This window comes from Tenggerimyces flavus, from assembly GCF_016907715.1.
GTDB lineage: Bacteria > Actinomycetota > Actinomycetes > Propionibacteriales > Actinopolymorphaceae > Tenggerimyces > Tenggerimyces flavus.
Map to the genome: position 1 here is coordinate 3,226,724 of NZ_JAFBCM010000001.1, position 13,674 is coordinate 3,240,397.

A 13,674-nucleotide genomic window follows, 5' to 3' on the forward strand; every position below is an offset into this window, starting at 1 on the left:
TTCCCCGTAACGGTTTCGATCCGGTCGAGGGCCCCATTTCCGACTCGTTCGCGTCGGTTTCCGATCGCCAGAACGCGACGACCCGTACGCTTTCGCCCATGGCAGACGCGCCGATCGGGATCTTCGACTCGGGCTTCGGCGGCCTGACGGTCGCGCGGGCGGTCCTCGACCAGCTCCCGCACGAGCCCGTGCTCTACCTTGCCGACACCGCGCGCTACCCGTACGGCGAGAAGCGGATCGCCGACGTTCGCAAGTACGCCCTGGAGAGCCTCGACCACATGGTCGACCGGGGAGTCAAGCTGCTGGTCATCGCGTGCAACTCCGCCAGCGCCGCCGTACTCCGCGACGCCAGGGAGCGCTACGACGTCCCCGTGGTCGAGGTGATCCTGCCCGCCACCCGACGGGCCGTCGCCGCCACCCGCAGCGGCCGGGTCGGCGTGATCTGCACCGAGGCGACCGCGACCGCGATGGCGTACAACGACGCGTTCGCCGCCGCCCCGCAGGTCACGCTCTCCACGCGGGCCTGCCCGCGGTTCGTGCCGTTCGTCGAACGTGGCCTCACCAGCGGACCCGAGCTGCTCCAAGCGGCCCACGAGTACCTCGACCCGCTCGCCGAAGTCGGCATCGACACGCTCGTGCTCGGGTGCACGCACTACCCGCTGCTCACCGGCGTGATCTCGTACGTGATGGGCGACGGCGTCACGCTCGTCTCCAGCGCCGACGAGACCGCCAAGGAGGTCTACGCCCGCCTCGTCGGCGAGGGCCTGGAACGACCCGCCGATCTGCCCGAGCCGCGACATCGGTTCCTCACCACGGGGGATCCCGACTCCTTCATGCAGATCGGCGGCCGCTTCCTCGGACCGGAGATCCGGTTCGTCGAGGAGCTGCCATGAGGCTGACCGTCATCGGCAGCTCCGGCTCGTTCCCCGGCCCGAACTCCGCCGCCTCCTGCTACCTGGTCGAGTCGTTCGACCCCGAGCCGTACCGCCTCGTCCTCGACCTCGGCAACGGCGCGCTCGGCCCGCTCGCCAGCTGCACCGACATCTACGGCATCGACGCGGTCGCGCTCACCCACCTGCATCCCGATCACTGCATCGATCTGTGCGCGTACTACGTCGCGCGCAAGTACCACCCGAACGGTGCCCAGCCGCAGGTTCCCGTCTTCGCCCCGACGGGCGCGGCGGACCGGATGGCCACCGCTTACGGGCTGCCGCTCAAGCCCGGCATGCGCGAGGAGTTCGACTTCCAGAACTGGGTCGGGGGAGAGAAGATCCGGCTCGGCCCGTTCCTCGTGACCGTCGCGCCGATGGCCCACCCGGTCGAGGCGTACGCGATCCGGGTCGAGCAGAACGGGCGAACGCTGGTCTACTCCGGCGACACCGGCCCGACCACGGCGCTCGTCGACCTCGCCCGCGGCGCCGACCTGCTGCTCACCGAGGCCTCGTTCCTCGAGGGCGACGACAACCCGCCCGACGTGCACCTCACCGGTCGCGAGGCCGCCGAGCACGCGACGCTCGCGGGCGTACGACGGCTCGTGCTGACCCACATCCCGCCCTGGCACGACCCGCTCCGCGTGCTGGCGGACGCGCGGCCCGCGTACGACCACCCGATCGAGCTGGCCAAGCCCGGCGCCACGTACGACATCTGACCGTGCCCACCATTGCTGGCGCGGCGCTGGCGTAGGGCGTCCGGAACCGGATGGTTCGCTGACGCGGGTCTTTCGGTCATGACCGGTTAGGCCTACCGTCGGCGGGCATGGAGCTCCCTCGAAGGACAGTGCTCGGCGCTGCCGGGCTCGGTGCTGCTGGACTCGTTCTCGGCACCGGAACGACCGCGAGCGCGGACGCGACCGTGTGGACCACGCGCGCGAAGTTCGACGCGCTCGACAACGGGTTCAACAACGGCAACGGTCGCAAGACCGAGCTGAACGAGGACCGCGCCGCGCTCGGTTGGGGTGAGGCGTACATCCTCCAGGCCTACCTGCTGATGTGGGAGGCCTACCGGGACCCCTACTACCTCGACAAGGCGGTCGACCACCTCGACCACGTGCTCGCCTCCCGCGACACCGAACGCGGCGTCGGCGACTGGCGCGGGCAGTCGCTGCCCGGGTGGCGCGCGTACTGGCCCTACTCCGCCGGCGACCTGATCCTGCGCGACGCGCAGGGAAGGCCGACGATGCGGATCCGGTCGGCCTGTGCGTTCGCCGAGAGCATGCACGTCACGGTCTCGGCCGGCACGACGCCGGGCACGTTCAAGATCCAGACGCACCACGACATGTACGGCAGGGACAACACGCACGACAACCTGACGATGGACCCGGCCAGCCCGAACTACGCGGTGCGCCGGATCAACGACGGGTTCAGCGGCGCCAAGGACCAGCTCACCGCGAAGGACCTCCGGCCGACCCCCGACGCCGCGGGCGAGCCGGTCCCCGTCGTGGACACGCTGCACTCGTCGTACTTCCACTCCTCCGTCCACACGGGGCAGATCACCTACCCGTTCGCCTGGTTCGCGCGGATCGTCCGTACGACGCCGAAGCTGAACGCGTCGCGCCGCTACCGCGCGAAGGCCACCGAGTACTTCGAAGCGGCCGACGCCGCGGTCGCGATCCACGACGAGGAGTACCTGCGCACCGCCGAGGGCGCCGGCTACTACGGCTACCTGCGCGGCGTGCCCACCAACCTCGACGGCTCGGATCTGCCGCACAACTACAGCACGTCGGTGGCCCGGACCTACCTCGAGCTTGCGATGGCGGGGCGTCGTCCGTGGCACCGGCAGCGCGCGGCGGAGCTCGTCCGCGACTTCGTCACCGACCTGCAGCGCAAGGACGACGGCACGGTGTCGTGGACGTACTACCGGTCGAACGGCCTTTGCTACAACGGCTGGACGCGCGCGGACGACGTCTCCGACAACTTCCCCGTCCGCGGTCCGAGCCGAGCCAAGGAGGACGTGTCGCACGCCCACGTCGACGTGACGATGGCGGCCGTGGCCTACCGCGCCCGGGTCGGCATCGGCGCCGACGACATGACGCGGTTGTACAAGGCGCTGACGCAGAAGGTGATGGTGACCGCGCCGGACGGGCGGCCGACCGTGACGCAGTTCGTCGACGGGAGCGGGTCGAAGGCGATGCTCGCGTACGAGACGATGGCGCCCACCTGGCTCGGCGTGGCCTCGTTCGGCGACACGGCGGCGGCGATCTCGGCGGCGGCCGCGCGGATGGCGGTCAACGACCCGGCGCCAGAGGTGATCCCGATCTACTCGACGGCGTATCTCAACTGGGCGGCGAGGACGGGGGCTCGGCTGCGCTGAGCTCGTCGAGCAGCGCCAGGTCCGCCTCGAGGTGGGCGCGCCCGTTCGCCATCAGCGCGGCGACGAGGGAGGCGTTCGGCAGCGAACGCTTGGCCTCGGTGCCCTTCTCCCACACGCGGAGCTCCTCCCGGAGCCGGTCGCGCAGAGCGTGCAGTTCCTCGACCGGAAGTGGATCGGCGAACGTGAGCAGCGTGTAGAGCCCGCGGGGATAGCTGCCGCGCAGGTCCTGCCAGCCGTCCCGGAGCAGGAGGCGCAGCTCGGACCGGCCGGCGTCGGTGAGGCGGTACGTCGTGCGGGCCGGCGTGGAGGCGTCCTCGACGATCTCCGCGTGGCCGGCGCGTTCGAGGCTGCCGAGCGCGTGATAGACCGAGCCGCGCTTGACGTCGGTCCACAGCTCGGCCTCGCTGGTCTCGAGCCAGCGGCGGATCTCATACCCGTGCTTCGGCCCGTCGGCGAGCAGCCCGAGTACGAGGATCCTGGTGGCGGCGCTCATGCGTGCGCGGGCTCGGACAGCTTGGTCATGACGAACCAGCATGACGGACCGCCGTACCCGAACGTCGTCGGCCTCTCGACCCGCACGCCGTGTCGCCGCTCGTCGGCGGCGTCCATCCAGGCGGTGTCGAAGTCGCAGAAGGTGCGGAGCAACTCCGGCACGCCCTCGGCGACGAGGAGCCGCTGGTAGTAGCAGCCGCGAACGACGGAGATGTAGCCGTGCTCGTCGTCCTGCGGGCGGTCGAACGTGAACGCCCTGCCGAAGAAGTGCGCCTCGCGCCTCTTCGACTCCTCGCGGAGAACGTCCACGGGGTTGGCGGAGGCGTCGAGTGCGGCGGCGGTCTGGTCGCGTACCCAGGCGTAGAACGGGTCGAGGAACGCGTGCCGGAACGCCTCGACCGACTGCTCCTGGTCGTGGGTCTCGCGCAACTGCCGGAAGCCGGCGATCGAGAGCGCGGTGAACCAGAGGATGCCGAGGCCCGGCTCGTCGACGGCGGTGTGCCGCTGCCGTTCGACGATCTCGGTGGCCGTGGCGACGACCGCGTCGGGGTCGGGTGGGGCGAGCGCCGCCAGGAACGGCGAGCTGAACCAGGTCACTTCGGAAGGAATCATGAGTTCATCTTGAGTCAAAATTGACCTACAAGTCAAATTTGACTCAAGAGACGTCCGTGTAGTGATCGACTCACGCCTGACTAGGGTCGAAGACATGACGAGAGTGGATGGGCGATCGACGGGCGACCTGCGCCCGGTGAAGATCACGCGCGGGTGGCTGGACCACGCCGAGGGGTCGGTGCTGGTCGAGTTTGGCCGAACGCGGGTGCTCTGCGCGGCGAGTGTGACCGAGGGCGTGCCGCGCTGGCGGCGTGACTCGGGGCAGGGCTGGGTGACCGCGGAGTACGCGATGCTGCCGCGCGCGACGAACACGCGGAACGACCGGGAATCGGTGAAGGGCCGCATCGGCGGTCGTACGCACGAGATCTCGCGGCTGATCGGCCGTTCGATCCGCGCCGTCATCGACTACAAGGCGCTCGGCGAGAACACGATCGTGCTCGACTGCGACGTGCTGCAGGCCGACGGCGGCACGCGGACGGCGGCGATCACCGGTGCGTACGTCGCGCTCGCGGACGCCGTCGCCTACCTCGAGACGAAGAAGGCGCTCAGAGGCCAGGCCCTGAAGGACACGGTCGCCGCGATCTCGGTGGGCGTCGTGGACGGCGAGGCGCTGCTCGACCTCTGTTACGAGGAGGACGTGCGCGCCGAGACCGACATGAACGTGGTGATGACCGGCGACGGGCGCTTCGTCGAGGTGCAGGGAACGGCGGAGGGCGAGCCGTTCGACCGCAAGGACCTGGACGCGCTGCTGGAGCTCGCGGGCGCCGGCTGCGCCGAGCTGGCCCAGTTCCAGCGGGACGCGCTCGCGCGGACGCTGTGATGCCGCGCCTCGTCCTCGCCACGCACAACAAGAAGAAGCTGCTCGAGATCGAGCGCATCGTCGGCCCGCTGCTGCCGTCGCTCGAGGTGCTGACGCTCGACGACTTCGAGGCGTACGACGAGCCGGTCGAGAGCGAGCTCACGTTCGCCGGGAACGCACTGCTCAAGGCGCGGGCGGCCGTCGCCCGGACCGGGCTGCCCGCGTTGGCGGACGACAGCGGGCTCGCCGTCGACGCGCTGAACGGCATGCCCGGCGTGCTGTCCGCGCGGTGGGCGGGGAAGCCGAAGTCCGACGAGCGCAACAACGCGCTGCTGCTCGAGCAGATCGAGGACGTCCCGGACGAGTTTCGTGCGGCGGCGTTCGTCTCCGCGGTCGCGTTCGTGCTGCCGTCGGGCGAGGAGCAGGTGGTCGAGGGCCGCGTGCCGGGCGTGATCCTGCGCGCGGGGCGCGGCGAGGGCGGGTTCGGCTACGATCCGCTCTTCCTGCCCGACGGCGTCGACCAGACGATGGCCGAGCTGACCGCCGAGGAGAAGGACGAGCTCAGCCACCGCGGCCGCGCGTTGCGCGCGGTGGCTCCGTTGGTAGCCGCGGTGCTTTAGGGGCAGGGGCTAACCTCGAGATTTCAGGTGTTGGTGGGCGGCTTTGGCCTGTGAAGACGGACGTGCCTGTCCTGCCGGGGAGGCTTGGGATGGCGACGTCTCGAGTGATCTGGGGGCGGAAGGCACTCCGTTGGTGAAGCGTGGTGGTCGCCTTACGCGGCCAGTGGCCGCTTTACCTGGCGTCTACCCGGGGTAACGGGGCGGCTGATCATGTTTACATGATCATTGGCCCCATGGCGGGGCCGGTCGAACCAACCGCCGGACGAAAGGTCGGGGCTAGGGCCGGGCTAGGGCAGTTCTCGCCGTACTTGACCACGTCCAGCGTCACGGGCACGCCGTCGTACGCCGCGCCGGGCGCGGGGTCCTGGGCGCAGACCTGCCAGTTGGTCGAGACGAGGACGGCGCGGTCCTTCCCGGACGCGTCGCGGACCGTGGCGCTCGCGTTCGCGCCGAGGGCCTCCTCCGCGACCCGCAGACTCTTGCCGACGAGCGACGGCATGGCGGCGGGTGCCGACGGCGCGCGCGACGACGGCGGCGCGTCCTTCGCGGGGCAGGTCTCCTCGAGCCTCACCACGCCGAAGTCGACGGTCGCCTTCGGGTCCGCCGACCCGGGCGGCGGCGACTGGAAGCAGACCTTCCAGTTGCGGTCCGACACCTGCAGCCGTTCGCGACCACTCGCGTCGTGGCTGGTGAGGGTGACGAAGCCCGCCGCCTGGGCGGTGTCCTGCGCGAACTGCAGGCCCTTGCCGACGAGGTCGGGCAGCTCCGCCCTGCTGGAGCTGGTCGTAGGTGCCGGCGGCTTCGAGGTCCCAGGCGCCGCGGGCTCGGCGGTCGGCCCGCAGGCCGCGGCGAACGCGAGAACGACGACCCACGCGACGCGCGTTCGAACCGTCACCGATCACCTCCGTACCGTGACGCCCCAGTCTGCTACCGGTAGACCGGCGCTGTCACCAGTTCGTAGCGCAGGCACCGGGTCGGCCAGACGTAGCGGTGCTGGCCGGGCAGCATCGCCTGAACGGTGACCAGGCCGCTCACGCGGGTGTTCACCACGTGGTACTTCGGCACGAACGGCGCGATGATCGCGGTCCGGCTGGACACACCGGCGTACATCATCACGGCGTCGCCGGTGAGGAACCAGAACTGCGCGCCCGGGGTCCGCAGCTGCGGGGTCGGGCAGTCCACGCGCAGCTTCTTGTACTCGGTCGGGCTGGCCCGCAGGATCCGGTTCATCGGCAGGTCGAAGCGGGGCCCGTACACGCGCGCCGCGGCCCGGTCGCCGTTGCCGACGATGAGGACGTCGCCGTCCTCCCAGGTCTTGGCGACGAACGCGAAAGCGGCCCGATAGTCGTCCACGCCGAACTGGTACCTGAGGTCGTGGCTCAACCGCTGCGGAGTCGTCCACGAGGTCGCGAGCACGATCGCCGCGGCCAGTACGCCGACGGCGGGTTTGGCGTACTTGAAGGGCAGGATGCGGGCTCGTTCGATCGCGGCGTCGACCAGGATCCCGAGGCAGATCGCCAAGCCTGGCGCGCAGAACAGGATCAGCCGGTGCCCGAACGGGTAGATGCCGAGCAGTCCGACGAGGTAGCCCGCGACGGTCGGCAGTACGAGCATGATGCCGATCCCGACGCCTCGTCGCAGCGCGACCGCGAACCCCGCGATGACCAGCAGCCCGGTCGCCCACCACAGCGCGCTCCCGAGCTCGCGGATCGCGAGGTCCTTGAAGACGACGATGGTCCAGCGGAACGTGTGGGCGAGGTTCTCCGGGCCGAGGTAGTAGTCCCAGTACGACGTGAACTCGTTGACGTGGCTGGTCAAACGCCACGACAGCAGTCCCGCGCCGAGCACCGACACTGCGGGGATGATCAGCCGCACGGCGAGGTGCGCAAGGCCGCGTTGACGGCGTCTGAGCTGCACGACGGCGAGCCAGGCAGCGAGCAGCGGGACGCTCAGCATCGCACCGTAGGAGAACCACGGAGCGACGACGAGCGCGACGTACCAGAGCCGTTCGCCCTTGCCTGTTTGGATCATCAGGACGGCGAGGAGGATGAGTCCGGTGATGAAGAACGTGTCCGCGGTGTACTGCTTGGTCTGCGCGGTGTAGAAGACGAGCTCGGACACCGTGCTCATCACGATCACCGGGACGACCGCGGCCCAGCGGTTCTTCACCAGCCGCGCGGCCAAGATCGCGAGCAGGACGAGGGTGGCGCAGCCGAACAGGAGCGGGAGAACGCGGTAGCCCCGTTCGCCGTCGCCGAGGACCCAGGTCGAGGCCTTGACCAGCACCAGCCAGGCGGGCGGGGCGGTCTGGGCGTCGGTCAGCTGGCCGAAGAGCTGGGGAACGGAGTACGTGTCGAGGCTCTGGACGAGGGAGAGCTCGTCCCGCCAGAACGCCCGGTCCTGCCACCACAGCGCGATCCGCACCACGATCCCGGCGCCGGTCACCACGGCGAGGGCGATGGTGGCGGCGTCGAACCGCCGCACGCGCGGTGGCGCGGCGGGGTCGGACGGCCGGATCAGCGTCTGGAGCGCGTTCACGCCGGGACGATCTCCCTGAGCTCGTGGGGCCGGCGAGATTCGAACTCGCACTGGCATGGTCCTAAGCCATGTGCCTCTGCCATTGGGCTACGACCCCTTCCCCAAGGGAGGAACCTTATCGCTGCAGGTCAGACGCCGAGCTCGCGGCGCAGCTTGGCGACGTGGCCGGTGGCCTTCACGTTGTACTGCGCCGAGGTGAGCTTGCCGTCCTCACCCACCACGAACGTGGACCGGATCACGCCCTGCACCGTCTTGCCGTACAGCTGCTTCTCGCCGTACGCGCCCCACGCCGTCAGCACCTCGCGCGACGGGTCGGACAGCAGCGGGAACGTCAGGCCCTGCTCGTCACGGAACTTCGCGATCTTCGCCGGCGCGTCGGGGGAGATCCCGATGACGGCGTAACCCGCCGAGGACAGCTCCGGCTGCGACTCGGTGAAGTCGCACGCCTCCTTGGTGCAACCGGGCGTGGAGGCCGCCGGGTAGAAGTACACGATGACCTTCTGGCCGCGGTAGTCCGCCAGCGAGACCGGCTTGTTGTCGGCGTCGGGCAGGGTGAAGTCGGGTGCGACGTCACCGGGCTGCAGGCGGGGTGCGGCGGACACTGGGCCTCCTCGGGATGAACGTTCCTGCAACATATGTGCAGGTAAGACCATGGAGCATATGCTGGGCCTGACCAGCGGTGCTCCCTGTCGAGCCTAGGACATCGCCCGGCCGGCCCATCACCTAGGACTAGCCCAGGAGGAGTACGTCGTGCACGTACCTGACGGGTTCCTCAACGCCCCCACCTCGATCGCCACCGGCGTCGTCGCCGTGGCCGCGATCGGACTCAGCCTTCGCGGCGCCCGCCGCGAGCTGGACGAGAAGTCGGCTCCGCTGACAGGTCTCGTCGCCGCGTTCATCTTCGCCGTGCAGATGCTGAACTTCCCGGTCGCCGCCGGCACGAGCGGTCACCTGCTCGGCGGCGCGCTGGCCGCGATCCTCGTCGGCCCGTACACCGGGGTCTTATGTATGACCGTCGTGCTGGCGGTCCAAGCCCTGGTGATCGCCGACGGCGGGGTCACCGCGCTCGGTACGAACATCGCGCTGATGGGCGTCGTGACGGTCATCGTCGGGTGGGGAATCTTCAAGCTGGTCTTACGGTTCCTGCCGAAACGTCCGGTATCGGCGGTTCCGGCGGCGTTCGTCGGCGCGCTGCTCTCGGTGCCGGTCTCGGCGCTCGCGTTCGCCCTGCTGTACCTCATCGGCGGCGCCGCGCCGATCCCGATCGGCGCCCTGTTCAGCGCGATGGTCGGCGTGCACCTGCTGATCGGCCTCGGTGAGGCGGCGATCACCGCGCTCACCATCGGCGCGGTCGTCGCGGTACGTCCGGACCTGGTGTACGGCGCCCGCCCGCTCGTCGCCGCCCAGCCGCTGGAGATCCGCACCCCGAGCGAAGGGACGGCCGCATGAGCCGCCGGACGCTGTTCATCGCCGGCCTGCTGGTGACGCTCGTGCTCGCCGGCGTGGTGAGCTTCTACGCCTCGAGTGCCCCGGACGGGCTGAACAAGGTCGCCGAGGACAAGGGCTTCGCCGAGCACGCCGCGGACAGCCCGGTCGCCGGGTCGCCGCTCGCGGACTACGGCGTGAAGGGCGTGCAGAACGAGCGCCTGTCCGGCGGCCTCGCCGGCATCATCGGCGTGGCGATCGTGCTCGCGCTCGGCACCGGTGTGGCGTACGTCGTGCGCCGTCGCAACCGCGCGAACGCCTAGATGGGTGCAGGGCACGGCCATAGGCTCTACTTCCACGAGCACTCGCCTGTGCACAAGCTGCCGGCGCAGACCAAGCTGGTCGCGCTGGTCACGTTCGTGCTGCTCGTCGTCTCGACGCCGCGCACCGCGTACTGGGCGTTCGGCTGCTACCTCGTCCTGATCCTCACCTCGATCGCGATCTCGCGGGTGCCGTACCTGTTCGTGCTCAAGCGCACCGTCGTCGAGGTGCCCGTAGTCGCGTTCGCTGTCCTGTTGCCGTTCATCGCGCACGGCCCGCGGATCGACGTCCTCGGGCTGTCGCTGTCCGAGCCGGGGCTGCTCGGCAGCTGGAACGTGCTGGCCAAGGCCACGCTCGGCGTGCTCGGCTCGATCCTGCTCGGCGCGACGACCGAGCAGCGCGACCTGCTCGCCGGGCTCGAACGGCTGCGCGTCCCGCACCAGCTCGTCCAGATCGCCTCGTTCATGGTCCGCTACCTCGACGTGGTCACCGACCAGCTCGCCCGCATGCAGGTCGCCCGGGCGTCGCGCGGCTTCGAGGCTCGCGGACCGCGCGCCTGGCCGGTGCTCGCCAAGTCCGCGGGCGCACTGTTCATCCGATCGTACGAACGCGGCGAACGCGTGCACCTCGCGATGCTGTCCCGCGGCTACACCGGCCGGCTCCCGGCCCTCGCCACGGCGGCCGCGACGCGGCGGCAATGGGCGGCCGCGGCCAGCCTGCCCGTTCTCGCGCTCCTCGTCGCGGTGGGAGCATGGGCCTTCTGATGACTGCCATCCTCGAGGTCGACGGGCTCGCGTTCGCCTATCCGGACGGGCACCAGGCGCTGTACGGCGTCTCGTTGTCGATCCAGCGCGGCGAACGCGTCGCGCTGCTCGGGCCGAACGGGGCCGGCAAGACCACGTTGGTCCTGCATCTGAACGGCATCCACACAGCTGGCGTGGGCAGCGTCCGGGTCGACGGGCTCGACGTCGACAAGGAGCACATGCGCGAGATCCGGCGCCGCGTCGGGATCGTGTTCCAGGACCCGGACGACCAGCTGTTCATGCCGACCGTGCGCGACGACGTGGCGTTCGGCCCGGCCAACCTCGGCCTCACCGGCCCCGAGCTCGACGCCCGGGTGGAGCAGGCGCTCGCGATGGTGGGGATGGGGGAGTATGCCAGCCGCCCGCCGCACCACCTGTCGTTCGGCCAGCGCCGCCGCGTCGCGGTCGCGACCGTGCTCGCGATGGAGCCGTCGCTGCTTGTGCTCGACGAACCGTCGAGCAACCTCGACCCCGCCTCGCGCCGCGAGCTCGCACGGATCCTGCAGAGCCTGGACGTGACCGTGCTGATGGTCACGCACGACCTGCCGTACGCGCTGGAGCTGTGCGAACGCTCGATCGTGATCGACGACGGCTCGATCGTCGCCGACGGGCCGACTCGCGACATCCTGCGCAACGAGGAGCTGATGCGCGCGCACCGGCTCGAGCTGCCCTTCGGTTTCCACCCCGACCGCGCTACGCTATGAACGAATCTCCAGATCGTTCATAGCTAGGCGGATGCCATGGAGCAGGTCCCGGTCGTGGAGGGCGCGTTCAAGGGCGGCGAGCCGTACCTCAAGGTCGGCAGCGAGGGGGCCCGCTGGTCTACCTCTCCGGCTTCACCCACGAGCACGTCACCCCGACCGGCATGGGGCGCAGGATCACGCTCGGGACCGTCGTTCCGTTCACCCAGGCGGGCTATCAGGTCTACTTCACCAACCGCGCGCCCGGCCTGCCGCCGACCACGACGTTCGCGGACCTGGCCGCCAGCCAGGCCGAGGGGATCCGCGAGCACTTCGGCGGCGGGCCGGTCGACGTCCTCGGCCACTCGACCGGCGGCTCGCTCGTTCTGCAACTGATCGCCGACCATCCGGACGTCGTCCGTCGCGCGGTGGCGGCGAGCGCCGCGTACCGGCTCGGCCCGGTCGCCAAGCAGGCCCAGCTCGACCTCCTGCACAAGATGGAGCGCGACGGCCGCTTCCACGCGCAGGTCCTCGTCGCCGGCTTCACCCAGAACAAGCTGCTGCAGCGCCTGCTCGCGGTGCCGATGCGGCTCGCCCCACTGCTGATCAAGGCGTCCCGGCCGTCCGACCCGATCGCCGTGCTGCGCGCGGAGGACGGCTTCGACGTGTACGACCGGCTGCCGTCCATCCAGACCGAGACGCTGGTGATCTGCGGGGCGCGGGACTACTTCTGGACGCCGGAGATGTTCGCCGAGACCGCCGAACGGCTGCCGCACGGCCAGCTCGTGATGTACCCGAAGGCGGGCCACGCGATCGTCACCATGAAGCAGTTCTTCGCCGACGTGATGGCATTCCTGCGCTAGGCAGGCCGCGAGGTCTGGCTGGGTCGGGGGCACCCTCGTCCGAACCTATGGGACCAGGGTGCCCCCGACCCAAACCGACTAGGCGCTCGAACAGTGCCCAGGGACCGCGTGCGCGCAAAGTGCTCGCGGTGGGGTAGGACTTGATCGTGCGTGCGATGACAGCCATTCCCGGCAAGCCCGGATCCGGCGAGCTGACCGAGGTCCCCGAGCCCGCCCTCGCTGACGGCTCGGTGCTCGTGGACGCCCTGCTGCTGGGCATCTGCGGCACCGATCTTGAGGTCATCGAGCACGGCCTCGGCAACCAGCCGCCAGGCGAGGAACGGCTGATCCTCGGGCACGAGTCGCTCGGCCGCGTACTCGAGGCGCCGGCCGGTACGGGGCTCGAACCGGGCGACCTCGTCGCCGGCATCGTGCGGCACCCCGACCCGGTGCCGTGTCCCGCCTGCGCTCGCGGTGAGGCGGACTTCTGCCGGAACGGGCTCTACACCGAGCGCGGCATCCGCAAGCGGCACGGCTTCGGCGCCGAGCAGTGGCGGGTCGATCCCGGCTTCGCGGTCGAGGTGCCCGCCGAGCTCGGCGACCTCGGCGTCCTCGTCGAGCCCGGCAGCGACGTCGCCAAGGTCTGGGAGCAGGTCGAGATGATCGGCTCGCGGTCGTGGTACGAGCCGGCGACCGCGCTGATCACCGGCGCCGGGCCGATCGGTCTGCTCGCCGCGCTGCTCGGTGTCCAACGGGGGCTGGAGGTCTACGTTCTGGACCAGATGGAAGAGGGCGTGAAGCCCTCGCTCGTCCGCGACCTCGGCGCCCGGTACGTCACCAGCCTCGACCAGGTCGGCGAGCAGGTCGACGTCGCGATCGAGTGCACCGGCGTCGGCGCGCTCGCGTACGGCGCCGCACGGCTGCTCGCTCCCGCCGGCGTGCTCTGCCTGATCGGCATCTCGCACCGCGAAGCCGAGCTGAGCGTGGCGTATGAGGCGCTCAACCGGGAACTGGTGATGAAGAACGCCGCCATCGTCGGCAGCGTGAACGCGGCACGCCGGCACTTCGTCGACGCCGTGGACGCGCTGCTGGAGGCCGATCGCGACTGGCTCGGCCGCCTGATCACAAGGCGGGTGCCGCTCACTCGGTGGCAGGACGCGCTGGACCGGTCGCCCGATGACGTCAAAGTCGTCGTCGACCTGCAAGGATGAGACGTTCACCGAATGGTGAAGG

General features: G+C 70.2%; 16 protein-coding genes and 1 tRNA gene. 11 read left to right on the forward strand and 6 right to left on the reverse strand.

Annotation, left to right across the window (positions count from 1 at the left end):
- Positions 1-98: 98 nt before the first annotated feature.
- The 3 genes from murI (at position 99) to JOD67_RS15140 (ending at position 3,309) form a co-directional block, all read left to right on the forward strand.
- Positions 99-893: a glutamate racemase gene (gene murI / locus JOD67_RS15130; RefSeq protein WP_205118138.1), complete on the forward strand. Its 795-nt coding sequence runs from the start codon at positions 99-101 to the stop codon at positions 891-893.
- Complete coding sequence (locus JOD67_RS15135; protein ID WP_205118140.1) at positions 890-1,648, forward strand: MBL fold metallo-hydrolase; 759 nt, start codon at positions 890-892, stop codon at positions 1,646-1,648. The genes murI and JOD67_RS15135 overlap by 4 nt, the downstream gene beginning before the upstream one ends.
- Positions 1,649-1,755: 107 nt before the next feature.
- Positions 1,756-3,309, forward strand: a complete 1,554-nt coding sequence (locus tag JOD67_RS15140) for a hypothetical protein (protein WP_205118142.1) — start codon at positions 1,756-1,758, stop codon at positions 3,307-3,309.
- Here the strand turns inward: JOD67_RS15140 and JOD67_RS15145 are convergent.
- Both JOD67_RS15145 and JOD67_RS15150 read right to left on the reverse strand, forming a co-directional pair.
- Positions 3,272-3,802: a PadR family transcriptional regulator gene (locus JOD67_RS15145; RefSeq protein WP_205118143.1), complete on the reverse strand. Its 531-nt coding sequence runs from the start codon at positions 3,800-3,802 to the stop codon at positions 3,272-3,274. The genes JOD67_RS15140 and JOD67_RS15145 overlap by 38 nt on opposite strands.
- A complete protein-coding gene (locus tag JOD67_RS15150; RefSeq protein ID WP_205118145.1) occupies positions 3,799-4,413 on the reverse strand; it encodes an L-2-amino-thiazoline-4-carboxylic acid hydrolase in 615 nt (204 codons plus the stop codon). The genes JOD67_RS15145 and JOD67_RS15150 overlap by 4 nt, the downstream gene beginning before the upstream one ends.
- A gap of 94 nt (positions 4,414-4,507) precedes the next feature.
- Here JOD67_RS15150 and rph point away from each other — a divergent pair, with 94 nt between their 5' ends.
- Both rph and rdgB read left to right on the forward strand, forming a co-directional pair.
- Entirely contained in the window at positions 4,508-5,233 is a 726-nt protein-coding gene (gene rph, locus JOD67_RS15155) for a ribonuclease PH (protein ID WP_205118147.1), read from the forward strand.
- A complete protein-coding gene (gene rdgB / locus JOD67_RS15160; protein WP_205118149.1) occupies positions 5,233-5,832 on the forward strand; it encodes an RdgB/HAM1 family non-canonical purine NTP pyrophosphatase in 600 nt (199 codons plus the stop codon). Before rph ends, rdgB begins: the two co-directional genes overlap by 1 nt.
- Positions 5,833-6,046: 214 nt before the next feature.
- Here the strand turns inward: rdgB and JOD67_RS15165 are convergent, their stop codons facing one another.
- The 4 genes from JOD67_RS15165 to bcp form a co-directional block, all read right to left on the reverse strand.
- Complete coding sequence (locus JOD67_RS15165; protein ID WP_205118151.1) at positions 6,047-6,727, reverse strand: hypothetical protein; 681 nt, start codon at positions 6,725-6,727, stop codon at positions 6,047-6,049.
- 32 nt (positions 6,728-6,759) lie between these two features.
- On the reverse strand, positions 6,760-8,370 hold the full coding sequence (locus JOD67_RS15170) for a glycosyltransferase family protein (RefSeq protein WP_205118153.1): 1,611 nt from the start codon (positions 8,368-8,370) through the stop codon (positions 6,760-6,762).
- Positions 8,371-8,394: 24 nt separating this feature from the next.
- Positions 8,395-8,467 (reverse strand) — tRNA-Leu (locus tag JOD67_RS15175).
- 31 nt (positions 8,468-8,498) lie between these two features.
- Positions 8,499-9,005, reverse strand: coding sequence for a thioredoxin-dependent thiol peroxidase (gene bcp / locus JOD67_RS15180; protein ID WP_205123007.1), 507 nt, complete (start codon positions 9,003-9,005; stop codon positions 8,499-8,501).
- A gap of 115 nt (positions 9,006-9,120) precedes the next feature.
- Here bcp and JOD67_RS15185 point away from each other — a divergent pair, with 115 nt between their 5' ends.
- The 6 genes from JOD67_RS15185 to JOD67_RS15210 all read left to right on the forward strand — a co-directional run bounded on the left by JOD67_RS15185 (position 9,121) and on the right by JOD67_RS15210 (position 13,652).
- A complete protein-coding gene (locus JOD67_RS15185) occupies positions 9,121-9,819 on the forward strand; it encodes an energy-coupling factor ABC transporter permease (RefSeq protein ID WP_205118155.1) in 699 nt (232 codons plus the stop codon).
- Positions 9,816-10,118, forward strand: a complete 303-nt coding sequence (locus JOD67_RS15190; RefSeq protein ID WP_205118157.1) for a PDGLE domain-containing protein — start codon at positions 9,816-9,818, stop codon at positions 10,116-10,118. The genes JOD67_RS15185 and JOD67_RS15190 overlap by 4 nt, the downstream gene beginning before the upstream one ends.
- Positions 10,119-10,880: a cobalt ECF transporter T component CbiQ gene (gene cbiQ, locus JOD67_RS15195; protein WP_205118159.1), complete on the forward strand. Its 762-nt coding sequence runs from the start codon at positions 10,119-10,121 to the stop codon at positions 10,878-10,880.
- Positions 10,880-11,623, forward strand: a complete 744-nt coding sequence (locus JOD67_RS15200; RefSeq protein ID WP_239553858.1) for an energy-coupling factor ABC transporter ATP-binding protein — start codon at positions 10,880-10,882, stop codon at positions 11,621-11,623. Before cbiQ ends, JOD67_RS15200 begins: the two co-directional genes overlap by 1 nt.
- A 161-nt stretch (positions 11,624-11,784) precedes the next feature.
- Positions 11,785-12,462 (forward strand): alpha/beta fold hydrolase, encoded by a 678-nt coding sequence (locus tag JOD67_RS15205; RefSeq protein ID WP_205118163.1) that lies wholly within the window; start codon positions 11,785-11,787, stop codon positions 12,460-12,462.
- A 155-nt stretch (positions 12,463-12,617) separates the two neighbouring features.
- A complete protein-coding gene (locus tag JOD67_RS15210; protein ID WP_239553859.1) occupies positions 12,618-13,652 on the forward strand; it encodes a glucose 1-dehydrogenase in 1,035 nt (344 codons plus the stop codon).
- Positions 13,653-13,674 lie beyond the last annotated feature (22 nt).

What these genes read in the sequence shown, in the direction of transcription:
- murI (WP_205118138.1), top strand. Translation starts at nt 99, where the DNA reads ATGGCAGACGCGCCGATCGGGATCTTCGACTCGGGCTTCGGCGGCCTG.
- JOD67_RS15135 (WP_205118140.1), top strand. Translation starts at nt 890, where the DNA reads ATGAGGCTGACCGTCATCGGCAGCTCCGGCTCGTTCCCCGGCCCGAAC.
- JOD67_RS15140 (WP_205118142.1), top strand. Translation starts at nt 1,756, where the DNA reads ATGGAGCTCCCTCGAAGGACAGTGCTCGGCGCTGCCGGGCTCGGTGCT.
- JOD67_RS15145 (WP_205118143.1), bottom strand. Translation starts at nt 3,802, where the DNA reads ATGAGCGCCGCCACCAGGATCCTCGTACTCGGGCTGCTCGCCGACGGG.
- JOD67_RS15150 (WP_205118145.1), bottom strand. Translation starts at nt 4,413, where the DNA reads ATGATTCCTTCCGAAGTGACCTGGTTCAGCTCGCCGTTCCTGGCGGCG.
- rph (WP_205118147.1), top strand. Translation starts at nt 4,508, where the DNA reads ATGACGAGAGTGGATGGGCGATCGACGGGCGACCTGCGCCCGGTGAAG.
- rdgB (WP_205118149.1), top strand. Translation starts at nt 5,233, where the DNA reads ATGCCGCGCCTCGTCCTCGCCACGCACAACAAGAAGAAGCTGCTCGAG.
- bcp (WP_205123007.1), bottom strand. Translation starts at nt 9,005, where the DNA reads ATGTTGCAGGAACGTTCATCCCGAGGAGGCCCAGTGTCCGCCGCACCC.
- JOD67_RS15190 (WP_205118157.1), top strand. Translation starts at nt 9,816, where the DNA reads ATGAGCCGCCGGACGCTGTTCATCGCCGGCCTGCTGGTGACGCTCGTG.
- cbiQ (WP_205118159.1), top strand. Translation starts at nt 10,119, where the DNA reads ATGGGTGCAGGGCACGGCCATAGGCTCTACTTCCACGAGCACTCGCCT.
- JOD67_RS15200 (WP_239553858.1), top strand. Translation starts at nt 10,880, where the DNA reads ATGACTGCCATCCTCGAGGTCGACGGGCTCGCGTTCGCCTATCCGGAC.
- JOD67_RS15205 (WP_205118163.1), top strand. Translation starts at nt 11,785, where the DNA reads ATGGGGCGCAGGATCACGCTCGGGACCGTCGTTCCGTTCACCCAGGCG.
- JOD67_RS15210 (WP_239553859.1), top strand. Translation starts at nt 12,618, where the DNA reads ATGACAGCCATTCCCGGCAAGCCCGGATCCGGCGAGCTGACCGAGGTC.